Genomic DNA, 21067 nt, shown 5'->3' with positions numbered 1-21067 from the left:
GGATAGTCACCCAGGAAGGTGTTTATGAGCAAAAGAACGCAGCATTTCTCGCTTAAGGTGCTGACGATAAATATTCATAAGGGCTTCACAGCATTTAACCGCCGCTTCATTTTACCGGAGCTGCGCGACGCGGTACGCACCGTCAGCGCCGATATTGTCTGCCTCCAGGAGGTCATGGGCGCGCACGAAGTGCACCCGATGCATTTCGAAAACTGGCCCGACACGCCCCATTACGAGTTTCTGGCGGATACCATGTGGAGCGATTACGCCTACGGGCGCAATGCGGTCTACCCGGAGGGGCATCACGGTAACGCAGTGCTGTCGCGTTTTCCTATCGAGCATTATGAGAACCGGGACGTCTCCGTTGGCGAGAGCGAAAAACGCGGGTTGTTATACTGCCGCATCACGCCACCGGCGCTCGATTTTCCCATTCATGTGGGCTGCGTTCATCTTGGCCTGCGTGAGGCCCACCGTCAGGCTCAGCTACAGATGCTGGCAGACTGGACCAATGCGCTGCCGGAGGGCGAGCCCGTGGTGGTGGCCGGTGATTTTAACGACTGGCGACAGCGGGCCAATCATCCTCTGAAGGTGAATGCGGGGCTGGAGGAGATTTTTACCCGCTCACGCGGTCGTCCCGCGCGGACGTTTCCGGTGCGCTTCCCCCTGCTGCGCCTTGACCGCATCTACGTAAAAAATGCCCACGCCAGCAGCCCGACGGCGCTGGCTTTACTCAACTGGCGACATCTCTCCGACCATGCCCCACTCAGCGCGGAGATCCACTTATGAAATGCACATGGCAGGAAGGTAACCGTATTACGCTGCTGGAAAATGGCGATAACTTTTATCCGGCGGTCTTTGAGGCGATTAGCCACGCACAGCAGAAAGTCTTTCTGGAAACGTTTATCTGGTTTGAAGACGACGTGGGCAGGCAGTTGCACAGCGCGCTGCTGCAAGCCGCTCGTCGCGGTATAAAAATCGAGGTCCTGCTCGACGGATATGGTTCGCCGGATCTCAGCGACGAATTTGTTAACGAGCTCACCGCCGCAGGGGTGGTATTCCGCTATTACGATCCCGGCCCGCGTCTGTTCGGGATGCGCACCAACCTGTTCCGCCGAATGCACCGCAAAATTGTGGTGGTGGACGAAACGGTGGCCTTCGTTGGCGGCATTAACTACTCCGCCGAGCATATGTCGGATTATGGTCCCGAAGCGAAACAGGACTACGCGATCCGCATTGAGGGACCGGTGGTACAGGACATCCAGCTGTTCGTGCTGGAAAACTTACCCGGCAAAGAGGCCGCACGCCGCTGGTGGCGACGCCGCCATCGCCCGGAAGAGAACCGCAAGCCCGGCGAGGCGCAGGCGCTGTTCGTCTGGCGGGATAACGAGGAGCACCGGGACGATATCGAACGTCACTACCTGAAGATGCTGGCGAACGCGAAGCGCGAGGTAATTATCGCCAACGCCTATTTCTTCCCCGGTTACCGGATTTTGCACGCCATGCGCAACGCGGCCCGACGCGGCGTAAGCGTGAAGCTCATCGTCCAGGGTGAGCCCGATATGCCGATTGTGAAGGTGGGCGCGCGTCTGCTCTATCGCTATCTGGTCAAAAGCGGCGTGCAAATCTATGAATATCGCCGCCGCCCGCTGCACGGCAAAGTGGCCGTGATGGATGACCACTGGGCGACCGTTGGCTCAAGCAACCTCGATCCGCTGAGCTTATCGCTCAATCTGGAAGCGAACCTGATCATCCACGATCGCCAGTTTAATCAGACCCTGCGCGATAACCTTCAGGGTCTGATCAATAAAGACTGCGTGCGTGTGGATGAGTCCATGGTGCCGAAACGCAGCTGGTGGAACGTTGGCATCGGCGTGGTGGTGTTCCACTTCCTGCGCCACTTCCCGGCCATGGTGGGCTGGCTGCCCGCGCATACACCGAAACTGGCGCTGGTGGATCCGCCAGTGCAACCCGAAATGGAAACCCAGGACCGCGTAGAGGCGGAAGATGGAGGGAAAACCTGATGTCGAAATCTCATCCTCGCTGGCGGCTGGCGAAAAAAATCCTGACCTGGCTGTTCTTCATTGCCGTCGCGGTCCTGCTGGTGGTGTATGCCCAAAAGGTGGACTGGGAAGAGGTGTGGAAGGTTATTCGCAACTACAACCGGACAGTCCTGCTGGGGGCGGTTGGCCTGGTGATTGTGAGCTACCTGATGTACGGCTGCTATGACCTGTTGGGACGCGCCTACTGCGGGCATAAGCTTGCCAAACGGCAGGTTATGCTGGTGTCATTCATCTGCTACGCCTTTAACCTGACGCTGAGCACCTGGGTGGGCGGGATTGGCATGCGCTATCGCCTGTACTCCCGCCTTGGCTTACCGGGCGGCACCATCACGCGTATTTTCTCGCTGAGTATCACCACCAACTGGCTGGGGTATATCCTGCTCGGCGGGGTGATTTTCACCATTGGCGTGGTGCAGCTGCCTGCGCACTGGTACATCGATGAGGCCACCCTGCGCATTCTGGGCATCGTACTGCTGCTGATCATCGCCGCCTACCTTTGGGCCTGCGCCTTTGCCAAACGTCGTCATATGACCATTAAAGGGCAGAAGCTGGTGCTGCCGTCATGGAAGTTTGCCGTCCTGCAAATGGTGGTTTCCAGCGCCAACTGGATGGCGATGGGGGCCATTATCTGGCTGCTGATTGGCGAAGATGTGAATTACTTCTTCGTGCTGGGCGTGCTGCTGGTAAGCAGTATTGCCGGGGTGATTGTGCATATTCCAGCGGGGATCGGCGTACTGGAAGCGGTGTTTATCGCGCTGCTTGCGGGGGAGCATGTGTCTCACGGGACGATTATCGCTGCCCTGCTCGCGTACCGCATGATCTACTACTTCTTGCCGCTGGCGCTGGCAACGGTCTGTTATCTGGTGCTGGAGAGTCGGGCGAAGAAGCTGCGCGCGAAGAACGAGAAGGCGATGGCAAAATAAAAGCAAAACGGCAACTTCGTTGCCGTTTTTAGGGTTTGTTCCCTCTCCCTGTGGGCTGAGGGATCCCCAGTAATTTTTTTATGCAGAAGCAATAAAGTTGCTTTCTAAATGACTGAGGGCTGTCAGCGATGCTCTGGTCCGGCTGTAAATCGCTGAGGCGTTTCCTGCAGGCCGGGGCGAGGCGCAGGGATGCGCCGAGAGGGCGGCTTTACAGGGACGTTGCCTCCGCCCGTACCCGATAAGCCGGAAGGAATAAGCCGAGGGCACCGCGAAGCGGCGATTTACCGCCGGGAGCCCGGGTCGCCAGGGTGGTGGCGACTGAGCCACCCTGGCACGTTCACCGGTCATATCGTTACAGAGTAGCAAGGAACATAAAGTGAACGGAATGACCACCACCGCCGTATGTTCCCCTCACCCTAACCCTCTTCCCGGAGGGGCGAGGGGATTGCTCAGTGCTCGCATTAATTTGTGGGGAACCCTCAGCCCTGTGGGAGAGGGTCAGGGTGAGGGCATCAGACAGCGCCACCCTCACTAACGCCGGTTGCCAAAAATACGCAGCAGCATCAGGAACAGGTTGATGAAGTCCAGATAAAGCGTCAGTGCGCCCAGAATCGAGTATTTGCGCAGGTTTGAACTGTCGCGAACATCAATTTGTTCACCGATGTTTTTCAGTTTCTGGGTGTCGTAAGCGGTTAAGCCCACGAAGATCACCACCCCGATATAGGTCACCGCCCACATCAGCGCGTCACTCTTCAGCCACAGGTTAACCAGCGACGCCAGCACAATCCCAATCAGCCCCATAAACAGCATGTTGCCGAAGCCGCTCAGGTCACGTTTGGTGGTGTAACCGTACAGGCTCATCACACCGAACATCCCGCCGGTCACCACAAACGTGCTGGCGATGGAAGAGTAGGTGTAAACGATGAAAATACTGGAAAGCGTCAGCCCGGTCAGCGCCGAATAGAGCATAAACAGCGTGGTCGCCATACCCGCACTGAGCTTGTGCACCAGCCCGGAGAGCACGAACACCAGCGCCAGTTGCGCAATAATCAGCCCAAAGAAGGTGATTTTGCTTGAGAAGATAAACATCATCAGTTCAGGCGTGTTTGCCGCATACCACGCGATAAACGCGGTAAGCAGCAGGCCAACCGTCATCCAGCCATACACCTGAGCCATGTAGGTTTGCAGCCCGCTACGGGTCTGCTGAACTATCGAATCGGAACGCGGAAATCGGTCCATGATTCACTCCTGATTAAGTAAACACACACGTTAAGAGTAACACATCCGCGTAAACCAACTACCAACGGCTGGCGGCATGCTTATCGCTGTCGCGTGATTCTACCCAGCGCTCACCTTCCGGCGTCGCTTCACACTTCCAGAACGGCGCTTTGGTTTTAAGGTAATCCATGATGAACTCCCCCGCCGCAAAAGCACTCCCGCGATGGGCGCTGGTGACGCCGACAAACACAATTTCTTCGCCGGGCCACATTTCGCCGATGCGATGGATAACCGTAACGCGCCCCAGCGGCCAGCGGCCTCGCGCCTCTTCCACAATGGCCGCCAGCGATTTTTCGGTCATTCCCGGATAGTGCTCCAGCGTCAGCGCTTTTACGCTGTCACCGAGATTATGATTACGCACTTTCCCGGTAAAGGTCACGACCGCGCCGTCTTCGTCGCGCCCGGCCAGCCAGTCATATTCCGTGCCCACGTTAAAACGCTCATGGCCAACCAGAATTCGGGTTTCCGTCATCTCAACCCCCTGTGACCGGCGGGAAGAAGGCCACTTCATCCCCATCAGCCAGCGGGTGGGTCAACTCCACCAGCGTCTGATTCACGGCGGCCAGCAATTTGCCTTCATCCAGCGCCAGCGCCCAGCGGTCGCTTTGCGCCGCCAGATGCGCACGCAGGGCGGCGACGTTTTCGAAAGAGCCGTCCAGCGTCAGGCTGTCGGTATTGATCAGCTCACGGACCTGGGCAAAAAAGAGCACCTTAATCATGGCTTTCCACCTTAAAATCACCGGATTTGCCGCCGCTTTTTGCCAGCAGACGCACCGGGCCAATCACCATATCTTTCTGCACCGCTTTACACATGTCGTAGATGGTCAGCGCCGCCACGGAGGCTGCCGTCAACGCCTCCATCTCCACGCCGGTTTTCCCGGTTAAGCGGCACAGGGACTCGATACGCACGCGATTATGCTCCGGCTGCGCCTGCAAATTTACCTCCACTTTGCTGAGCATCAGCGGATGGCAGAGCGGGATGAGGTCCCAGGTACGTTTAGCGGCCTGAATACCGGCGATGCGGGCGGTGGCAAACACATCACCCTTGTGATGGCTACCGTCGATAATCATCGCCAGCGTCTCCGGCAGCATGGTGACGAACGCTTCAGCACGCGCCTCGCGCACCGTTTCGGCTTTGGCGGAGACATCCACCATATGCGCTTCGCCAGCGGCGTTTATGTGGGTCAGTTGTGACATAGCTTATTTCTTTAAATGGGGATGGAAATTACACGGACGGGTACGGGCATCCAGCTGCGGGGCAATAATGTTTTCCCACGCGGTGCGGCAGGCTTTGGTCGAGCCCGGCATGGCGAAGATCAGCGTCTTGTTCGCTACCCCCGCGACGGCACGGGACTGGAGCGTAGAGGTGCCAATCTCTTCAAATGAGAGCATGCGGAACACTTCGCCGAAGCCTTCTACTTCGCGATCGAACAGCGGAAGCAGCGCTTCCGGCGCCTGGTCGCCTGCGGTAAAGCCGGTGCCGCCAGTGATCAGTACAACCTGGACGTCATCACTCGCAATCCACTGTGAAACCTGAGCGCGAATGGCGTAACGGTTCTCTTTGACGATCGCTTTATCAACAATCTGGTGCCCGGCTTCGTGTGCCGCCTCGCGCAGCCAGTGGCCGGAGGTATCATCCTCTTCACCACGACGTTCGGAAACGGTAAGAATAGCAATGCGTGTCGGGATAAATTCCGCGCTTACCTGACTCATCTTCTGGTTCCTTCTAAAGCCTGATTACCCGCCGATATAGGACAGGTTCTGAGTAATGCCGGTGTTGCCCTGATGCAGGAAATGGGTCTGCTTTTTGTGCGTCAGCGCCTCGGAAATGCGTGCTTCAAGCGCGTCCTGTTGGGCGTCGTCTTCCAGCAAATCGCGCAGATCGACGCCGCCATCCCCGAACAGGCAGAGGTGCAGCTTGCCAACAGAGGAGACGCGCAGGCGGTTGCAGCTGGCACAGAAGTCTTTTTCATAGGGCATGATCAGGCCGATTTCGCCTTCATAATCCGGATGACAAAAGACCTGCGCCGGGCCATCGCTGCGCTGGCGGATCTGGTGGATCCAGCCGCGTTTCAGCAGTTCGTCACGCAGGACCATGCCGGAGATGTGATGGCGACGGAACAGCTCGCTGCCCTCCCCGGTCTCCATCAGCTCAATAAAACGCAGTTGAATGCGGCGCGGTTTGATCCACGCCAGAAAGGTGTCCAGCTGATGGTGGTTCACATCACGCATCAACACGGTATTGACTTTGACCTTGTCGAAACCGGCGGTGAACGCGGCATCGATGCCGTCCATTACCTGCTGGAACTTATCCTGGCCGGTAATGGCGTGGAACTGACGGGCGTCCAGGCTATCGACGCTGACGTTGATCGCCGTCAGCCCCGCATCGCGCCAGTTCGCCACGTCACGCGCCATGCGGTAACCGTTGGTGGTCACCGCTATCTGGCGGATACGTTCGTTTTCACGCACGGCGGCAATGATGTCAGGAAAATCACGGCGCAGGGAGGGCTCTCCCCCGGTAAGACGCACTTTTTCCGTACCGAGTTCAGAGAACGCGCGCGTGACGCGGCGTACTTCATCCACGGAGAGAAAGCCGTTGTTGGTGACGCTGCCCGGCTTGTAGCCATCGGGCAGGCAGTAGGTGCAACGGAAGTTACACACGTCGGTAATCGACAAACGTAAGTAGAAAAACTTACGCGCGAAAGCATCAGTAAGTTGTGAAGCCATGTACACCTTTCCAGATCGGGAGGCACAGTCATTTCTTTCTGTACCCTGGTGGCAAATCCGCCACGGCCAGGGCGCCATATCTCTCGACACAGGCGCCAGGGCTAGAGTGTATGTTTTCAGTTTTGAAAACGTGGTTATGGCGATAGTAGCGTGGAAATCGCCACTTCGCCATTGTCGCTTTTCGCTATATAAATTTATACATAACGATGTTATCGTGCATTTTCACTACAGAATACGCAAAAACAGCGCTTTCGCATTGATATACGTCATTATGGTTTGTGAGAGGCATCGTCTTTAAGGAGTAGTTGCGTTACTGTGACGCAAGCTTAACAGGATAAGGAATAGGTATGCGTAATCGCACTTTTGCGGATCTGGACCGCGTGGTCGCTCTTGGAGGAGGTCACGGTCTGGGACGGGTTATGTCGTCGTTATCGTCCCTGGGCTCACGCCTGACGGGCATCGTGACAACAACGGACAACGGCGGCTCAACCGGGCGGATCCGACGTGCTGAAGGCGGGATAGCCTGGGGTGATATGCGCAACTGCCTCAACCAGCTCATCACTGAGCCAAGCGTGGCCTCGGCGATGTTTGAGTACCGTTTTGGGGGAAATGGCGAACTTTCAGGCCATAACCTTGGAAATCTGATGTTAAAGGCGCTGGATCACCTGAGCGTGCGCCCTCTGGAAGCGATCAATTTAATTCGTAACCTGCTAAAAGTGGATGCGTTCCTGATCCCGATGTCCGAACAGCCGGTAGATTTGATGGCGATCGATGCTGACGATCACGAAGTGTATGGTGAAGTGAATATCGACCAGCTTCTCCTTCCGCCAAAAGAGCTGATGACCTACCCCAGCGTACCCGCAACGCGTGAAGCGGTTGAAGCGATTGGCGATGCCGATCTGATCCTGATTGGGCCGGGGAGTTTTTATACCAGCCTGATGCCGATCCTGCTGGTGAAAGAGCTGGCGCAGGCGCTACGCAGAACGCCTGCGCCCATGGTCTATATCGGTAATTTAGGCCGCGAACTCAGTCCGGCGGCGGCAAGCCTGTCGCTGGCGGATAAGCTGGACCTGATGGAACAGTATGTTGGTAAGAAAATTATCGATGGTGTCGTGGTCGGGCCAAAAGTAGATGTGTCGGGGATTGGCGATCGCGTGGTGGTGCAGGAGCCGCTGGAAGCGAGCGATATTAAATATCGCCACGACCGCCATCTGCTGCGCGAGGCGCTGGAGAAGGCGATTCAGGCATTAGGTTAGGTTCGTTTTGTGCGGCCTGATGCCCTCACCCCGGCCCTCTCCCTTTGGGCTGAGGGTTCCCCACAAATTAATGCGAGCACTGAGCAATCCCCTCGCCCCTCCGGGGAGAGGGTTAGGGTGAGGGGAACATACGGCGGTGGTGGTCATTCCGTTCACTTTATGTTCCTTGCTACTCTGTAACGACATGACCGGTGAACGTGCCAGGGTGGCTCAGTCGCCACCACCCTGGCGACCCGGGCTCCCGGCGGTAAATCGCCGCTTCGCGGTGCCCTCGGCTTATTCCTTCCGGCTTATCGGGTACGGGCGGAGGCAACGTCCCTGTAAAGCCGCCCTCTCGGCGCATCCCTGCGCCTCGCCCCGGCCGTAAGGCAAACGCCTCAGCGATTTACAGCCGGACCAGGGCATCGCTGACAGCCCTCAGTCATTTAGAAAGCAACTTTATTGCTTCTGCATAAAAAAATTACTGGGGATCCCTCAGCCCACAAGGAGAGGGAGAAAACGCCACCGGGCAAAAAACTACGATGCCGCAATAAACAGATCCCGCAGTTGATGAAGCTGATCGCGGATTTGCGCAGCCTCTTCGAACTCCAGATTCTGCGCGTGCTGCATCATCTGCCCTTCCAGCTCGTGGATCTTTTGCTGCAACGCTTTCGGGGTCAGCGCGACGGTATCCTCTTCCACCACTGAACGGGCCTTGCCGCGGCCTTTCGCTTTGGTCTTCGCAATGTTCTGACCCAGCGCCAGGATATCCACCACCTTCTTGTTCAGCCCCTGCGGCGTGATGCCGTGCTCTTCGTTATAGCGCTGCTGCTTCTCGCGACGACGTTCCGTTTCGCCAATCGCTTTGGCCATCGACGGGGTGATTTTATCCCCGTACAGAATCGCCTTCCCGTTGACGTTACGCGCGGCGCGGCCAATGGTCTGGATCAGCGAGCGCTCGGAACGCAGGAAGCCCTCTTTGTCCGCGTCCAGAATCGCCACCAGCGACACTTCCGGCATATCCAGACCTTCTCGCAGAAGGTTGATACCCACCAGCACGTCGAACTCGCCCAGGCGCAGGTCGCGGATGATCTCCATACGCTCCACGGTATCAATATCCGAGTGCAGATACCGCACCTTCTCGCCGTGTTCTTCCAGATACTCCGTCAAATCCTCCGCCATACGTTTGGTGAGCGTGGTCACAAGCACGCGCTCGTTGATGGCGGAACGGGCACGTATTTCCGAGAGCAGATCGTCCACCTGCGTCGCCACCGGACGCACCTCGATAATCGGATCCAGCAGCCCGGTCGGACGCACAACCTGGTCCACCACGTCATCACCGGATTTCTCCAGCTCGTAGTTGCCCGGCGTCGCCGATACGTAGATGGTCTGCGGAGCAAGCGCCTCAAATTCTTCAAACTTCATCGGACGGTTGTCCAGCGCTGACGGCAGTCGGAATCCGTACTCCACCAGCGTCTCTTTACGCGCGCGGTCACCGCGGTACATCCCGCCGATCTGGGGGATCGTAACGTGGGATTCGTCGATCACCAGCAGGCCGTCCGCCGGAAGGTAGTCAAACAGCGTCGGCGGCGCTTCGCCCGGCCCGCGTCCGGAGAGGTAGCGCGAGTAGTTTTCGATGCCGGAGCAGTAGCCCAGCTCGTTCATCATCTCCAGATCGAACTGGGTACGCTGGCTCAGGCGCTGCTCTTCCAGCAGCTTGTTATTCGCCAGCAGCACCTTGCGGCGGTCTGCCAGCTCAATTTTAATCTCTTCCATCGCCTGTACGATACGCTCGCGTGGCGTCACGTAGTGCGTTTTCGGGTAGATGGTGAAGCGCTGGATCACCGACTCCACATGACCGGTCAGCGGGTCGAACAGCGACAGGCGTTCAACCTCTTCATCGAACAGCTCCACGCGCAGCGCCATGTCGTCCGATTCCGCCGGGAAGATATCAATCACCTCACCACGTACGCGGAAGGTCCCGCGCTGGAACGCCTGATCGTTACGGGTGTACTGCAGCTCCGCCAGACGGCGCAAAATCGCCCGCTGATCGATGATCATCCCCTGCGTCAGGTGCAGCATCATCTTGAGATAGAGATCCGGATCGCCCAGGCCGTAGATCGCCGACACCGAGGCCACCACCACCACATCACGACGCTCCAGCAGCGCCTTGGTCGCCGACAAACGCATCTGCTCGATATGTTCGTTCACCGAGGCATCTTTCTCGATAAACGTGTCGGAGCTGGGAACGTAGGCTTCCGGCTGGTAGTAGTCGTAGTAGGAGACGAAATACTCCACCGCGTTTTCCGGGAAGAACTCTTTCATCTCACCATACAGCTGCGCCGCCAGCGTTTTGTTCGGCGCGAGAACCATCGTAGGACGCTGGAGATCGGCAATGACGTTGGCAATAGTGAAGGTTTTACCCGAACCGGTTACCCCCAGCAGGGTCTGGTGCGCCAGCCCGTCTTCCAGCCCCTCTTCCAGGCGACGAATGGCCTCGGGCTGATCCCCGGAAGGACGGAAAGCAGAATTCAATTTGAACGGTTTACTCATGGGCGACGACCTGATGACAGAATAAGCGGCAGGTGAGTAATTTTACTCGTTGTGGCCAGGATTGCCAGTAAAAAACACTGGATGGAAAACCAGTAGCGTGTCAGGATATTTAGCGTAGCGCAGAGAGGATTAGTGCGTTCGCGAGCTAAATTTCAACTGTGACAATATAAAACACCAGCCTCAGGGGGTTATCCCCAGAACTATTACTTTTTTAACATTTGTCAAGGGCGGTTATGAAAGTTTTATGGCAACAGGTGTCGCTGGCGCTGAGGGAATTGCTTTTATCTAATTCGTTAAAAAATATAGACTATTTCCTAAAGCCGCGTTTCGCATCAATTTGGGCGTAACCCGCGTATTCTCTCGCTTATCGCGTGTTTTCTAACTCTAATGCACAAGGTTATCCACAGGAATAGTGGATAACTGCCTCCAGCCCGTACAGCATGCACTCCAGCAAATTCCCGGTTTTTCCCACGAAGCGGCAGTAAAAAATTTTTATCACTCTTTTTTGCCTGGAAAACGTTCATTTTTTCATAAGTAACCGGCGAGATCTTAATCACAATTCCGTCATTTTCCCTGCACCACGATTCGACACGCACGGCACCGGGAGCGTGCAATTCGAACAAACGTTAAGCTTTTAGCAGTGGGTTATTCCTAAAAATGGCTCTTTTTTAATCATTATTTTGTTTCTGGCAGGCGTTTTGCAAATATCAGTCTGAGCATTACCCCACACATTTTTAAGGAGAGAAAGATGTTGAGTCTGCGTGCTGTAAATCAGTTTTACGGAAGCCAACATACGCTATGGAACGTGAATATCGATTTCCCGCAAGGCATCTGTACGGGCATTGTTGGCCTGCCTGGCATGGGTAAATCCACGCTCATGAACTGCATTACCGGAAAGGTGCCCGTTGAGAGCGGCACCATCATCTGGCATGAGGCTGGCGCGCCGCCGCGTAATTTGCTCAGCCCTGCGTCAGCATTCACGGCGCCGCCAACGATAGGCTACGTCCCGCAGGATCGGCGGATATTTTCCCAGCTGACCGTCGATGAAAATCTGCATATCGCTATGCGGGCGACGGGGAAATCCGACCCGACATCAAAAAATGACGTGTACGCCCTGTTTCCGGAGCTCTATCCGCTGCGACAGAGCCGTGCCTCTGCGCTGTCCCCCGACGACCAGTATCAGCTGGCCCTCGCCAGTGCTCTGGTTAATCGCCCGCGCGTGTTGATTCTGGATGAGCCCATGTATGGCGCAGGGCAAGGCTTCGCCCGCAGGCTGGGTCAACTGCTGGTACGGTTGAATCGGGAGCTGGGAATGACGGTGCTGTTAGCGGAGCAACAGCTGTCGTTTATCCGCCGGGTAGCGGATCGTTTCTGCATGCTCTATCGCGGGCGTAACGTGGCACAGGGCCACGTTAACGAGCTGGATGACGACCTTATTGCGCACTGGATGGCGCGGGACATAAGGCGCTGAGGTCAAGATAGCGTCCGGTTTCCGCCTGCTCTGCGCCGTCGGCAAGCCACGGGATCTCGCCGAGAAACGGCGCAGGCAGCACCCGCTTCAGCGTCGCCAGATACTCAGCATGACGTTTACCCGGCGCAACCACGTCATTGGCAATCCACCCTGCCAGACGCAACCCGGCCTGCTGCACGGCCTGAGCGGTCAGCATGGCGTGATTGATACAGCCAAGCTTCACCCCCACCACCAGAATGACCGGAAGCTGTTCGGCCTGCACCCAGTCAGCAAATGTCTGCTCGTCGGACAGCGGGGTAAACCAGCCGCCAGCCCCCTCCACCAGCACCCAGTCGGCCTGCGTTTCCAGGTTGCGTAATCCGGAAGAGAGCACCGAAAAATCAATCGGACGATCTTCATCGGCGCTGACGATGTGCGGCGAGGTGGGTTCAGCAAAGGTATAGGGGTTCACCGCAGAATAGGCCAGCGCAAGGCTGCTGTTACGCTGTAGCGCCAGCGCATCAGTATTGCGTAAGCCTTCCGGCGTCATCTCGCTGCCGGAGGCTACGGGCTTATACCCGGCCGTTGTTTTCCCCAGCAGACGCGCCGCCTGCAACAGCGCAGCGCTGGCAACCGTTTTACCGACCTCAGTGTCCGTACCGGTAACAAAATAACGTTCAGTCACGTTCAATAATCCCATGAAAAAGATGATAAGAGAGCGGGAACCGGCCCCGATCCTGCGGCCAGGCCAGCCCGAGACGCTGGAGTTGTCCGCGGGTAAGGGGTTTCTTCTCCCGTCCGGCGTGCAGGTGCGTCGCGCCTATGCCCTTAAGAGAGCGCATGGCGCTTAACGCATCGCTAAATTCGAGGGTGACGGTCTGGACCTCACTGCGATAGCGCCAGCCTGCCAGCGCCTGAGTGACCTGTTCGTGTGAGAGAAACCGGTTGGCGTGCGGCTGCGCATCCACCGCCCTCCACGCCTGATTCAGCTCCGGCAACGAACTTTCCAGCAGGGTGGTAAAGGCCACCGCTCCGCCGGGCCGTGCCACGCGGTAAAGCTCGCGTAGCGCCTGCGACAGGCTGGTGCACCACTGCACCGCCAGATGGCTCCAGACGAGGTCAAACAGGGCATCCTCCAGCGGGATGGCCTCGATATCGGCCACCAGATAGCGCTCTGCTGACTGCTGCTGGCGGGCTTCATCCAGCATCTGCGCGGATAAATCCAGCGCCGTGACGTGGCTCCCCGTTGCGCGCCAGTAGCGGCTATTGCCGCCTGGCCCGCAGCCCGCGTCCAGCACCTGCATAAAATGCCCCTCACCGAGCGCGGCCAGCAGCCCGCGCGCGCTCAGGCGTTGCAGCTCATCGTGCTGTGAATAGCTTTGCGCTGCCCGGCCAAACGCAGCGGCAACGGCCTGTTTATTGACGGGAGACATACAGTGCCTCCAGAAGCGTATCGATATCCTGCGGCTCGTGCGCTGCCGTAAGCGTCAGACGCAAGCGCGCGGTGCCTGGCGGCACGGTGGGTGGGCGGATCGCCGTGACCCACTGCCCGCTTTCTCGTAGCGCCTGTGCCAGCATCAGCGCCCGATGGTTTTCACCCACAATCACGGGCTGAATGGCGCTGTGCGAGTCGGTAAGCCGGTAAGGCAGTTCGCTTACCCCCCGGCGAAAACGCTGAATATGGTCGGCCAGGCGAGCCCGGCGTTCAGCGCCGTCTTCGCCGCGGATCACCGCAAGCGACGCAGAGAGTGCCACGGCCTGCGCCGGGGGCATGCTGGTGCTGTAGATCAGGTGCCGGGCGAACTGTACCAGGTAGTCGGCCACCGGCTCGCTGCACAACACCGCGGCACCGCTGACGCCGAAGCCTTTGCCGAAGGTGACCACCAGCAGTTCCGGCCTGACGCCCTGCTGATAAGCGCTTCCGCGCCCCTCCTCGCCGATGACGCCAATGCCGTGGGCATCGTCGACCAGCAGCCAGGCGTTCTGTTGTTTTGCGGCGTCGTGCAACGCGGCCAGGGGCGCGCTGTCGCCGTCCATGCTAAATACCCCTTCCGTGACCGCCAGCTGAAGCCCTGAACAGGGTTTACCCAGCAGGACGTTCAGCTGAGAGGCATCGTTATGGGCAAAACGCCGCAGCTGTGCCGGGCTGAGACTGGCGGCTTCAAGCAGGGAGGCGTGGCTCAGGCGGTCCGCGATGATGCGGTCGTCTTTGCCCATCAGGGCGGCAATCACCGCCTGATTCGCGGCAAAACCGGAGATAAACAGTAGCGCCCGCGGGTAGCCCAGCCAGTCGGCCAACGCTTCCTCCAGCGCCTGATGGGCCGTGGTGTAGCCGCTGACGTGCCCGGAGCCACCGCTGCCCACGCCGTAACGATCCGCGCCCTGCTGCCAGGCACGAACGATCTGCGGGTGCTGGCTCAGGCCCAGATAATCGTTGCTGGAGAAATTACAGAACCGCTCTCCTTCCCGGGTGAGAAAACGGCCTGCACCGTTTTCCACTACCCTGCGTACCCGAAATGCATCCGCCGCCCGCCGCTCGTCGAGCGCGGTCCTGATACGTGCCTGCCAGGTCATACGGCTGCCGCGTTGTAGAACTGGTCAGTGTCGGCGTTGAAAATCTGCTGCTCCAGCTGCTGCTGTTGCTCGTTATCCCCCGCCTGTACCCCGGTCTGGTGTGGGTTCAGCCCCAGCTTGCGGAACAGCTGAACGTCTTTGTCCTCTTCCGGGTTTGGTGTGGTCAGCAGTTTGCAACCGTAGAAGATGGAGTTGGCCCCGGCCATAAAGCACATCGCCTGGGTCTGCTCGCTCATCTGCTCGCGACCGGCAGAGAGGCGAACGTAAGAGGTTGGCATCATGATGCGCGCCACCGCGATGGTGCGGATGAAATCGAAGGCATCCACGTCCTCATTATCCGCCAGCGGCGTACCTTTTACCTTCACCAGCATGTTGATGGGCACACTTTCCGGCGGGGTCGGCAGGTTCGCCAGCTGTAATAGCAGGCCGGCACGATCTTTTACCGTTTCGCCCAGTCCCACGATCCCGCCGGAACAGACCTTGATCCCCGCATCACGCACTTTATCCAGCGTGTCCAGACGCTCCTGATAGGTGCGCGTGGTGATGATGTTGCCGTAGAATTCCGGCGAGGTATCGAGGTTGTGATTGTAGTAATCCAGCCCTGCCGCCGAGAGGCGCTGCGCCTGCTCCTCGTTCAGCGTACCCAGTGTCATGCAGGCTTCAAGCCCCATCTCCTTCACCCCCTTCACCATCTGCTCCAGATAGGGCATGTCGCGCTCATGGGGGTTTTTCCACGCCGCGCCCATGCAGAAGCGGGTTGAGCCAGCGTTTTTGGCCTTGCGCGCTGAGTCGAGCACCTGCTCGACTTCCATCAGGCGCTCGGATTCGAGACCGGTTTTATAGCGCGCGCTTTGCGGGCAATATTTGCAGTCTTCCGGGCAAGCCCCGGTTTTAATCGACAGCAGCGTGCTGACCTGAACATGACGCGGATCGAAGTGCTGGCGGTGCACCTGTTGCGCCTCAAACATCAGCTCCAGGAAAGGTTTGTTGAATAATTCAGTGACTTGCGACATCGTCCAGCGTGCGTGGTGAGCCATCGGGCTTCTCCAAAGGGTTTTGTTAATTGTCGGTTCGGTTTATACTTGTAAACCTAAAACTTTTCAAAATGGTTTACAAGTCGATTATGACCCAGGACGATCTCGCCTTCGACAAGCAGCATATCTGGCACCCTTACACCTCCACGACCCGCCCCCTTCCCGTCTATCCGGTAGCCTCGGCCCACGGCTGCGAGCTGCATCTCGCCAGCGGCGAGCGGCTTGTTGACGGGATGTCCTCCTGGTGGGCGGCGATCCATGGCTACAACCACCCGCGTCTGAACGCGGCGATGAAAGCGCAGATTGACCAGATGTCACACGTGATGTTTGGCGGGATCACGCATCAGCCCGCGGTGGATTTATGCCGTCGCCTGGTAGCGATGACGCCTGAATCGCTGGAGTGTGTTTTCCTTGCTGATTCCGGCTCGGTGGCCGTGGAAGTGGCGATGAAAATGGCGTTGCAGTACTGGCATGCGAAGGGCGAAACGCGCCAGCGGTTCCTCACCTTCCGCAACGGCTATCACGGCGACACCTTCGGGGCGATGTCGGTGTGCGATCCGGACAACTCCATGCACAGCCTGTGGAAAGGCTACCTGCCGGAAAACCTGTTTGCGCCAGCCCCGCAGAGCCGCTTCGACGGCGAATGGGACGAGATGGACATGGTGGGCTTCGCGCGGTTGATGGCGGCCCATCGCCACGAGATTGCCGCCGTTATTCTCGAACCGATTGTGCAGGGCGCGGGCGGAATGCGGATGTATCACCCCGAGTGGCTGAAGCGCATTCGGAAGATGTGCGACCGCGAAGGGATTTTGCTGATTGCCGATGAGATCGCCACCGGCTTTGGTCGTACCGGGAAGCTGTTTGCCTGCGAGCATGCGGGGATCGCGCCGGATATTCTGTGCCTGGGGAAAGCGCTCACCGGCGGCACCATGACGCTCTCCGCCACGCTCACCACCCGCCAGGTTGCCGACACCATCAGCGACGGCGACGCGGGCTGCTTTATGCACGGCCCGACGTTTATGGGCAACCCGCTGGCCTGCGCAGTGGCAAGCGAAAGCCTCGCCATTCTGGAGAGCGGCGAGTGGCAGACGCAGGTGGCGGCGATTGAGGCGCAGCTGAAGCAGCAGCTAAGCGTGGCGGCGGATGCGGAATACGTCGCGGACGTCCGCGTGCTGGGCGCCATCGGGGTGATCGAGACAACGCATCCGGTGAACATGGCCGCGTTGCAGCGCTTCTTCGTTGACCTGGGCGTTTGGGTGCGACCTTTCGGTAAGCTGATTTACCTCATGCCGCCGTACAGCATTTCTCCGGATCAGCTCCACAAGCTGACCGGGGCAGTGGTTAAAGCCGTTAACATATCAGCGCATTTCACGATTTAACCCCATGCGTTACACTTTCTGAATGAGTGAGTAACGAGGGAAATAGGATGAAAATCATCAGTAAAGATTTGCGCGACGGCGAAAAGCTGCCGGAACGTCACGTGTTTAACGGGATGGGTTATCAGGGAGATAATATCTCTCCCCATCTGGCGTGGGACGATGTACCAGCGGGAACCAAAAGTTTTGTCGTGACCTGCTACGATCCGGATGCGCCAACCGGCTCGGGCTGGTGGCACTGGATCGTGGCAAACCTGCCCGCCGACACCCGCGTGCTGCCGCAGGGTTCCGGTTCCGATCTGGTTGCCCTGCCCGACGGTGCGATTCAGACCCGCACGGACTTTGGCAAAGCGGGCTACGGCGGCGCGGCGCCGCCAAAAGGGGAAACGCACCGCTATATCTTCACGGTGCACGCGCTGGATGTGGACAAGATTGAGGTTGACGAAGGGGCGAGCGGGGCAATGGTAGGCTTTAACGTCCATTTCCATTCGCTGGGCAGCGCGTCGATTACGGCGATGTATTCATAAAAAAAGCCGGGTGGCGGCTACGCCTTACCCGGACTACATTTCGTATTCGTAGGCCCGGTAAGCGCAGGCCACCGGGCAAAAAAATCACAGCACGGAAGGTAGCAGTCCTGCAAGGGTTTCTTCTTCCAGAAGCTGTATCGCCTTATCAATATCCGGCGCAAAGAAGCGGTCCTCATCGTAGTGCGTAACGTGCTCGCGCAGCGTATGACGCGCCTGCTCCAGCAGCGGGCTGGATTTTAGCCCTTCGCGTAAATCAATACCCTGACACGCCGCCAGCCATTCCACCGCCAGCACGCCGCGGGTGTTGGAGGCCATCTCCCACAGTCGACGCCCGGCAGCCGGGGCCATCGAAACGTGATCTTCCTGATTTGCTGACGTTGGCAGGCTGTCCACGCTGTGCGGATGCGACAGGGCTTTGTTTTCGCTTGCCAGTGCCGCGGCGGTGACCTGGGCGATCATAAAGCCCGAGTTCACGCCGCCGTTGCGCACCAGGAACGGCGGCAGCTGGGACATGTGTTTATCCATCATTAGTGCGATTCGACGCTCGGACAACGCTCCGATTTCGGCCATCGCCAGCGCGATATTATCTGCGGCCATCGCCACCGGCTCGGCGTGGAAGTTGCCGCCGGAGACCACCTCGTTTTCCTGAGCAAACACCAGTGGGTTGTCGGACACAGCATTGGCCTCCACCAGCAGCACTTCTGCCGCCTGGCGAAGCTGTGTCAGGCATGCGCCCATCACCTGCGGCTGGCAGCGCAGAGAATACGGATCCTGCACCTTCTCGCAGTTGTGATGCGAATCGGCAATGTCGCTGGTATCGGTAAGTACGTGGCGGTACATGGCTGCGGCATCAATCTGACCACGCTGGCCGCGCACCTCGTGGATGCGGGCATCGAACGGACGACGCGAGCCGAGCACCGCTTCAGTGGTCAGCGCACCACACACCACCGCGGAGGCGAACAGATCTTCCGCTTCAAACAGGCCGCGCAGCGCAAAGGCCGTCGACGCCTGCGTACCGTTGAGCAGCGCCAGCCCTTCTTTTGCCGCGAGGGTGATCGGCGCTAAGCCGGCTTTTTTCAGCGCCTCTTTCGCAGGCAGCCACTCCCCTTGCCAGCGCGCCTTGCCTTCACCCAGCAGGAGCAGCGACATATGCGCCAGCGGTGCCAGATCGCCGGAAGCTCCAACGGAGCCTTTTGCCGGTATCAACGGATAAACTTCCGCATTCACCAGCGCCATCAGCGCCTGGATCACGCTCAGACGAATGCCGGAAAACCCACGCGCCAGGCTGTTGATTTTCAACACCATCATCAGGCGGACGATCTCATCGTCCAGCGGCTGGCCAACCCCCGCCGCGTGCGACAACACCAGCGAACGTTGTAAATTCTCCAGATCGTGCGTGGCAATGCGGGTCTGTGCCAGCAGGCCAAACCCGGTATTGATGCCGTAGGCGGTGCGCCCCTCCGCTACAATCGCCTCCACGCAGGCCACGCTGTCGTTAATGGCACGGTGGGCGCTTTCATCAAGGGCGAGTGTCACCGGCTGACGCCAGACGTGACGCAGCTGTTTGAGCGACAAAGAGCCGGGAGTAAGTGTTAACGCGTTCATGCAGGCTTTCCTTGTGTGGCGGGGATCATCGGCAGGTTCAGGCCCTGCTCTTTGGCACAATCAATGGCAATCTCGTAACCCGCATCCGCGTGGCGCATCACGCCGGTTGCCGGGTCGTTATGCAGCACGCGAGCAATACGTGCCGCCGCTTCGTCGGTACCGTCACAGACGATGACCATCCCGGAGTGCTGGGAGAAGCCCATCCCGACTCCGCCGCCGTGGTGCAGCGACACCCAGGTTGCGCCGCTGGCGGTGTTCAGCAGGGCATTCAGCAGCGGCCAGTCGGAGACCGCATCCGAGCCGTCGCGCATGGCTTCGGTTTCACGGTTCGGACTGGCGACAGAGCCGGAGTCCAGGTGGTCGCGGCCAATGACGATCGGCGCGGAGACTTCGCCGCTGCGCACCATTTCGTTAAAGGCGAGGCCGAGTTTTTGCCGCCACTCCAGCCCGACCCAGCAGATACGCGCTGGCAGGCCCTGGAAATTAATGCGCTCGCGCGCCATGTCCAGCCAGCGGTGCAGGTGCTCGTCGTCGGCGACAATTTCCTTCACTCTGGCGTCGGTTTTGTAGATATCCTCCGGGTCGCCGGACAGGGCAACCCAGCGGAACGGCCCGATGCCGCGGCAGAACAGCGGACGAATATAGGCGGGCACGAAGCCGGGGAAGTCAAAGGCGTTATTCACCCCCATCTCTTTCGCCATCTGGCGGATGTTATTCCCGTAATCAAAGGTCGGAATACCCATCTTACTGAAGGCCAGCATCGCGGAGACGTGTTCCGCCATGGCGCGTTTAGCCGCCAGTACCGTGCCCTCAGGATCGGTTTCCGCTTTTTGCTGGTAATCTTCCCACGTCCAGCCTTTTGGCAGGTAACCATGAAGCGGATCGTGAGCGCTGGTCTGGTCGGTGACCAGATCCGGACGCACGCCGCGCGCCACCAGTTCCGGCAGAATATCCGCCGCGTTGCCGCACAGGGCAACCGACACGGCTTTGCCTTCAGCGGTGTACTTTTTGATGCGCGCCAGCGCGTCATCGAGGTTGTCGGCCTGTTCATCAACATAGCGGGTACGCAGACGGAAATCGATGCGGCTCTGCTGGCACTCAATGTTCAGGGAGCACGCGCCGGCCAGCGTCGCGGCCAGCGGCTGCGCGCCGCCCATGCCGCCCAGTCCGGCGGTGAGCACCCAGCGGCCTTTCAGTGAGCCGTTATAGTGCTGTCGGCCCGCTTCCACGAAGGTTTCATAGGTGCCCTGCACAATCCCCTGGCTGCCGATGTAGATCCAGCTACCCGCGGTCATCTGGCCGTACATGGCCAGCCCTTTTGCGTCCAGCTCGTTGAAGTGTTCCCACGTCGCCCAGTGCGGCACCAGGTTAGAGTTGGCAATCAGCACACGGGGCGCATTTTTATGGGTTTTGAATACGCCAACCGGTTTGCCGGATTGCACCAGCAGCGTTTCGTCGTTTTCGAGATTCGTCAAAGACTCGACAATCGCGTCATAGCACGCCCAGTTGCGTGCGGCGCGACCAATGCCGCCGTAGACCACCAGCTCATGGGGATTTTCTGCTACCTCAGGATCAAGGTTGTTCATCAACATGCGCAGCGGTGCTTCGGTGAGCCAGCTTTTTGCGGTGAGCGTGGTGCCGCGCGCGGCGCGGACATCCTGCTTGCGGTATTTATCTGACGACATTGTGTGTTCCTCATAAGGGACAGGTGATGCATTTAGATAT

General features: G+C 58.6%; 20 protein-coding genes and 1 riboswitch. Of the genes, 7 read left to right on the top strand and 13 right to left on the bottom strand.

What is annotated here, in order from left to right; genetic code table 11:
• Window positions 1-24: 24 nt before the first annotated feature.
• Genes ACQG03_RS07140 through ACQG03_RS07130 form a run of 3 tightly spaced genes read left to right on the top strand, consistent with a single transcriptional unit; the run spans window position 25 to window position 2983 of the window.
• Window positions 25-786 (top strand): endonuclease/exonuclease/phosphatase family protein, encoded by a 762-nt coding sequence (locus tag ACQG03_RS07140; RefSeq protein ID WP_022647505.1) that lies wholly within the window; start codon window positions 25-27, stop codon window positions 784-786.
• Window positions 783-2021 carry a cardiolipin synthase ClsB gene (clsB, locus tag ACQG03_RS07135; RefSeq protein WP_022647504.1) on the top strand — a complete coding sequence of 413 codons (1239 nt, stop codon included), beginning with the start codon at window positions 783-785 and terminating at the stop codon, window positions 2019-2021. Before ACQG03_RS07140 ends, clsB begins: the two co-directional genes overlap by 4 nt.
• Complete coding sequence (locus ACQG03_RS07130; protein ID WP_003858505.1) at window positions 2021-2983, top strand: lysylphosphatidylglycerol synthase domain-containing protein; 963 nt, start codon at window positions 2021-2023, stop codon at window positions 2981-2983. Before clsB ends, ACQG03_RS07130 begins: the two co-directional genes overlap by 1 nt.
• A gap of 531 nt (window positions 2984-3514) precedes the next feature.
• Here ACQG03_RS07130 and ACQG03_RS07125 read toward each other — a convergent pair.
• From ACQG03_RS07125 to moaA, 6 genes are all read right to left on the bottom strand, one after another.
• Window positions 3515-4222 carry a Bax inhibitor-1/YccA family protein gene (locus ACQG03_RS07125; protein ID WP_015571081.1) on the bottom strand — a complete coding sequence of 236 codons (708 nt, stop codon included), beginning with the start codon at window positions 4220-4222 and terminating at the stop codon, window positions 3515-3517.
• Window positions 4223-4280: 58 nt separating this feature from the next.
• Window positions 4281-4733 (bottom strand): molybdopterin synthase catalytic subunit MoaE, encoded by a 453-nt coding sequence (gene moaE, locus ACQG03_RS07120; RefSeq protein ID WP_063164001.1) that lies wholly within the window; start codon window positions 4731-4733, stop codon window positions 4281-4283.
• 1 nt (window position 4734) lies between these two features.
• The gene (gene moaD, locus ACQG03_RS07115; protein ID WP_022647502.1) at window positions 4735-4980 is read right to left on the bottom strand and encodes a molybdopterin synthase sulfur carrier subunit; all 246 of its coding nucleotides are present in this window, start codon (window positions 4978-4980) and stop codon (window positions 4735-4737) included.
• Window positions 4973-5458, bottom strand: coding sequence for a cyclic pyranopterin monophosphate synthase MoaC (gene moaC, locus ACQG03_RS07110; protein WP_006809528.1), 486 nt, complete (start codon window positions 5456-5458; stop codon window positions 4973-4975). The genes moaD and moaC overlap by 8 nt, the downstream gene beginning before the upstream one ends.
• 3 nt (window positions 5459-5461) lie before the next feature.
• Window positions 5462-5974 (bottom strand): molybdenum cofactor biosynthesis protein B, encoded by a 513-nt coding sequence (moaB, locus tag ACQG03_RS07105; RefSeq protein WP_022647501.1) that lies wholly within the window; start codon window positions 5972-5974, stop codon window positions 5462-5464.
• Window positions 5975-5998: 24 nt separating this feature from the next.
• Window positions 5999-6988, bottom strand: coding sequence for a GTP 3',8-cyclase MoaA (gene moaA, locus ACQG03_RS07100; protein ID WP_017384935.1), 990 nt, complete (start codon window positions 6986-6988; stop codon window positions 5999-6001).
• A riboswitch (molybdenum cofactor riboswitch) is annotated at window positions 6976-7109 on the bottom strand. It overlaps the preceding gene by 13 nt.
• A 226-nt stretch (window positions 7110-7335) precedes the next feature.
• On the opposite strand from moaA, the gene yvcK reads away from it, so the two are divergent.
• Window positions 7336-8244, top strand: coding sequence for a uridine diphosphate-N-acetylglucosamine-binding protein YvcK (gene yvcK, locus ACQG03_RS07095; RefSeq protein ID WP_063164000.1), 909 nt, complete (start codon window positions 7336-7338; stop codon window positions 8242-8244).
• A 516-nt stretch (window positions 8245-8760) separates the two neighbouring features.
• Here the strand turns inward: yvcK and uvrB are convergent.
• Window positions 8761-10776: an excinuclease ABC subunit UvrB gene (gene uvrB / locus ACQG03_RS07090; RefSeq protein WP_003858519.1), complete on the bottom strand. Its 2016-nt coding sequence runs from the start codon at window positions 10774-10776 to the stop codon at window positions 8761-8763.
• A gap of 748 nt (window positions 10777-11524) precedes the next feature.
• Between uvrB and ACQG03_RS07085 the strand changes: the two genes are divergently transcribed.
• A complete protein-coding gene (locus ACQG03_RS07085) occupies window positions 11525-12247 on the top strand; it encodes an ABC transporter ATP-binding protein (protein ID WP_022647498.1) in 723 nt (240 codons plus the stop codon).
• Here the strand turns inward: ACQG03_RS07085 and bioD are convergent.
• The 4 genes from bioD to bioB are packed head-to-tail and all read right to left on the bottom strand — an operon-like array spanning window position 12210 to window position 15837.
• Window positions 12210-12911 carry a dethiobiotin synthase gene (bioD, locus tag ACQG03_RS07080; protein WP_074148407.1) on the bottom strand — a complete coding sequence of 234 codons (702 nt, stop codon included), beginning with the start codon at window positions 12909-12911 and terminating at the stop codon, window positions 12210-12212. The genes ACQG03_RS07085 and bioD overlap by 38 nt on opposite strands.
• A complete protein-coding gene (gene bioC, locus ACQG03_RS07075) occupies window positions 12904-13659 on the bottom strand; it encodes a malonyl-ACP O-methyltransferase BioC (RefSeq protein ID WP_023299633.1) in 756 nt (251 codons plus the stop codon). The genes bioD and bioC overlap by 8 nt, the downstream gene beginning before the upstream one ends.
• On the bottom strand, window positions 13643-14800 hold the full coding sequence (bioF, locus tag ACQG03_RS07070) for an 8-amino-7-oxononanoate synthase (protein ID WP_063163817.1): 1158 nt from the start codon (window positions 14798-14800) through the stop codon (window positions 13643-13645). The genes bioC and bioF overlap by 17 nt, the downstream gene beginning before the upstream one ends.
• Window positions 14797-15837 carry a biotin synthase BioB gene (gene bioB / locus ACQG03_RS07065; RefSeq protein ID WP_038415709.1) on the bottom strand — a complete coding sequence of 347 codons (1041 nt, stop codon included), beginning with the start codon at window positions 15835-15837 and terminating at the stop codon, window positions 14797-14799. Before bioB ends, bioF begins: the two co-directional genes overlap by 4 nt.
• 86 nt (window positions 15838-15923) lie before the next feature.
• Here bioB and bioA point away from each other — a divergent pair, with 86 nt between their 5' ends.
• On the top strand, window positions 15924-17213 hold the full coding sequence (gene bioA / locus ACQG03_RS07060) for an adenosylmethionine--8-amino-7-oxononanoate transaminase (RefSeq protein WP_074148406.1): 1290 nt from the start codon (window positions 15924-15926) through the stop codon (window positions 17211-17213).
• A gap of 47 nt (window positions 17214-17260) precedes the next feature.
• Window positions 17261-17737: a kinase inhibitor gene (locus ACQG03_RS07055; RefSeq protein WP_003858531.1), complete on the top strand. Its 477-nt coding sequence runs from the start codon at window positions 17261-17263 to the stop codon at window positions 17735-17737.
• Window positions 17738-17821: 84 nt separating this feature from the next.
• Here the strand turns inward: ACQG03_RS07055 and hutH are convergent, their stop codons facing one another.
• Both hutH and hutU read right to left on the bottom strand, forming a co-directional pair.
• Entirely contained in the window at window positions 17822-19342 is a 1521-nt protein-coding gene (hutH, locus tag ACQG03_RS07050; RefSeq protein WP_063163815.1) for a histidine ammonia-lyase, read from the bottom strand.
• Window positions 19339-21027 carry a urocanate hydratase gene (gene hutU, locus ACQG03_RS07045; protein ID WP_003858533.1) on the bottom strand — a complete coding sequence of 563 codons (1689 nt, stop codon included), beginning with the start codon at window positions 21025-21027 and terminating at the stop codon, window positions 19339-19341. The genes hutH and hutU overlap by 4 nt, the downstream gene beginning before the upstream one ends.
• Window positions 21028-21067 lie beyond the last annotated feature (40 nt).

The organism is Enterobacter cloacae complex sp. 342H5 (assembly GCF_050030905.1).
Taxonomy (GTDB): domain Bacteria; phylum Pseudomonadota; class Gammaproteobacteria; order Enterobacterales; family Enterobacteriaceae; genus Enterobacter; species Enterobacter intestinihominis.
Note: the sequence above shows the minus strand (reverse complement) of the source record. Positions and strands in the feature narration are given on the sequence as shown.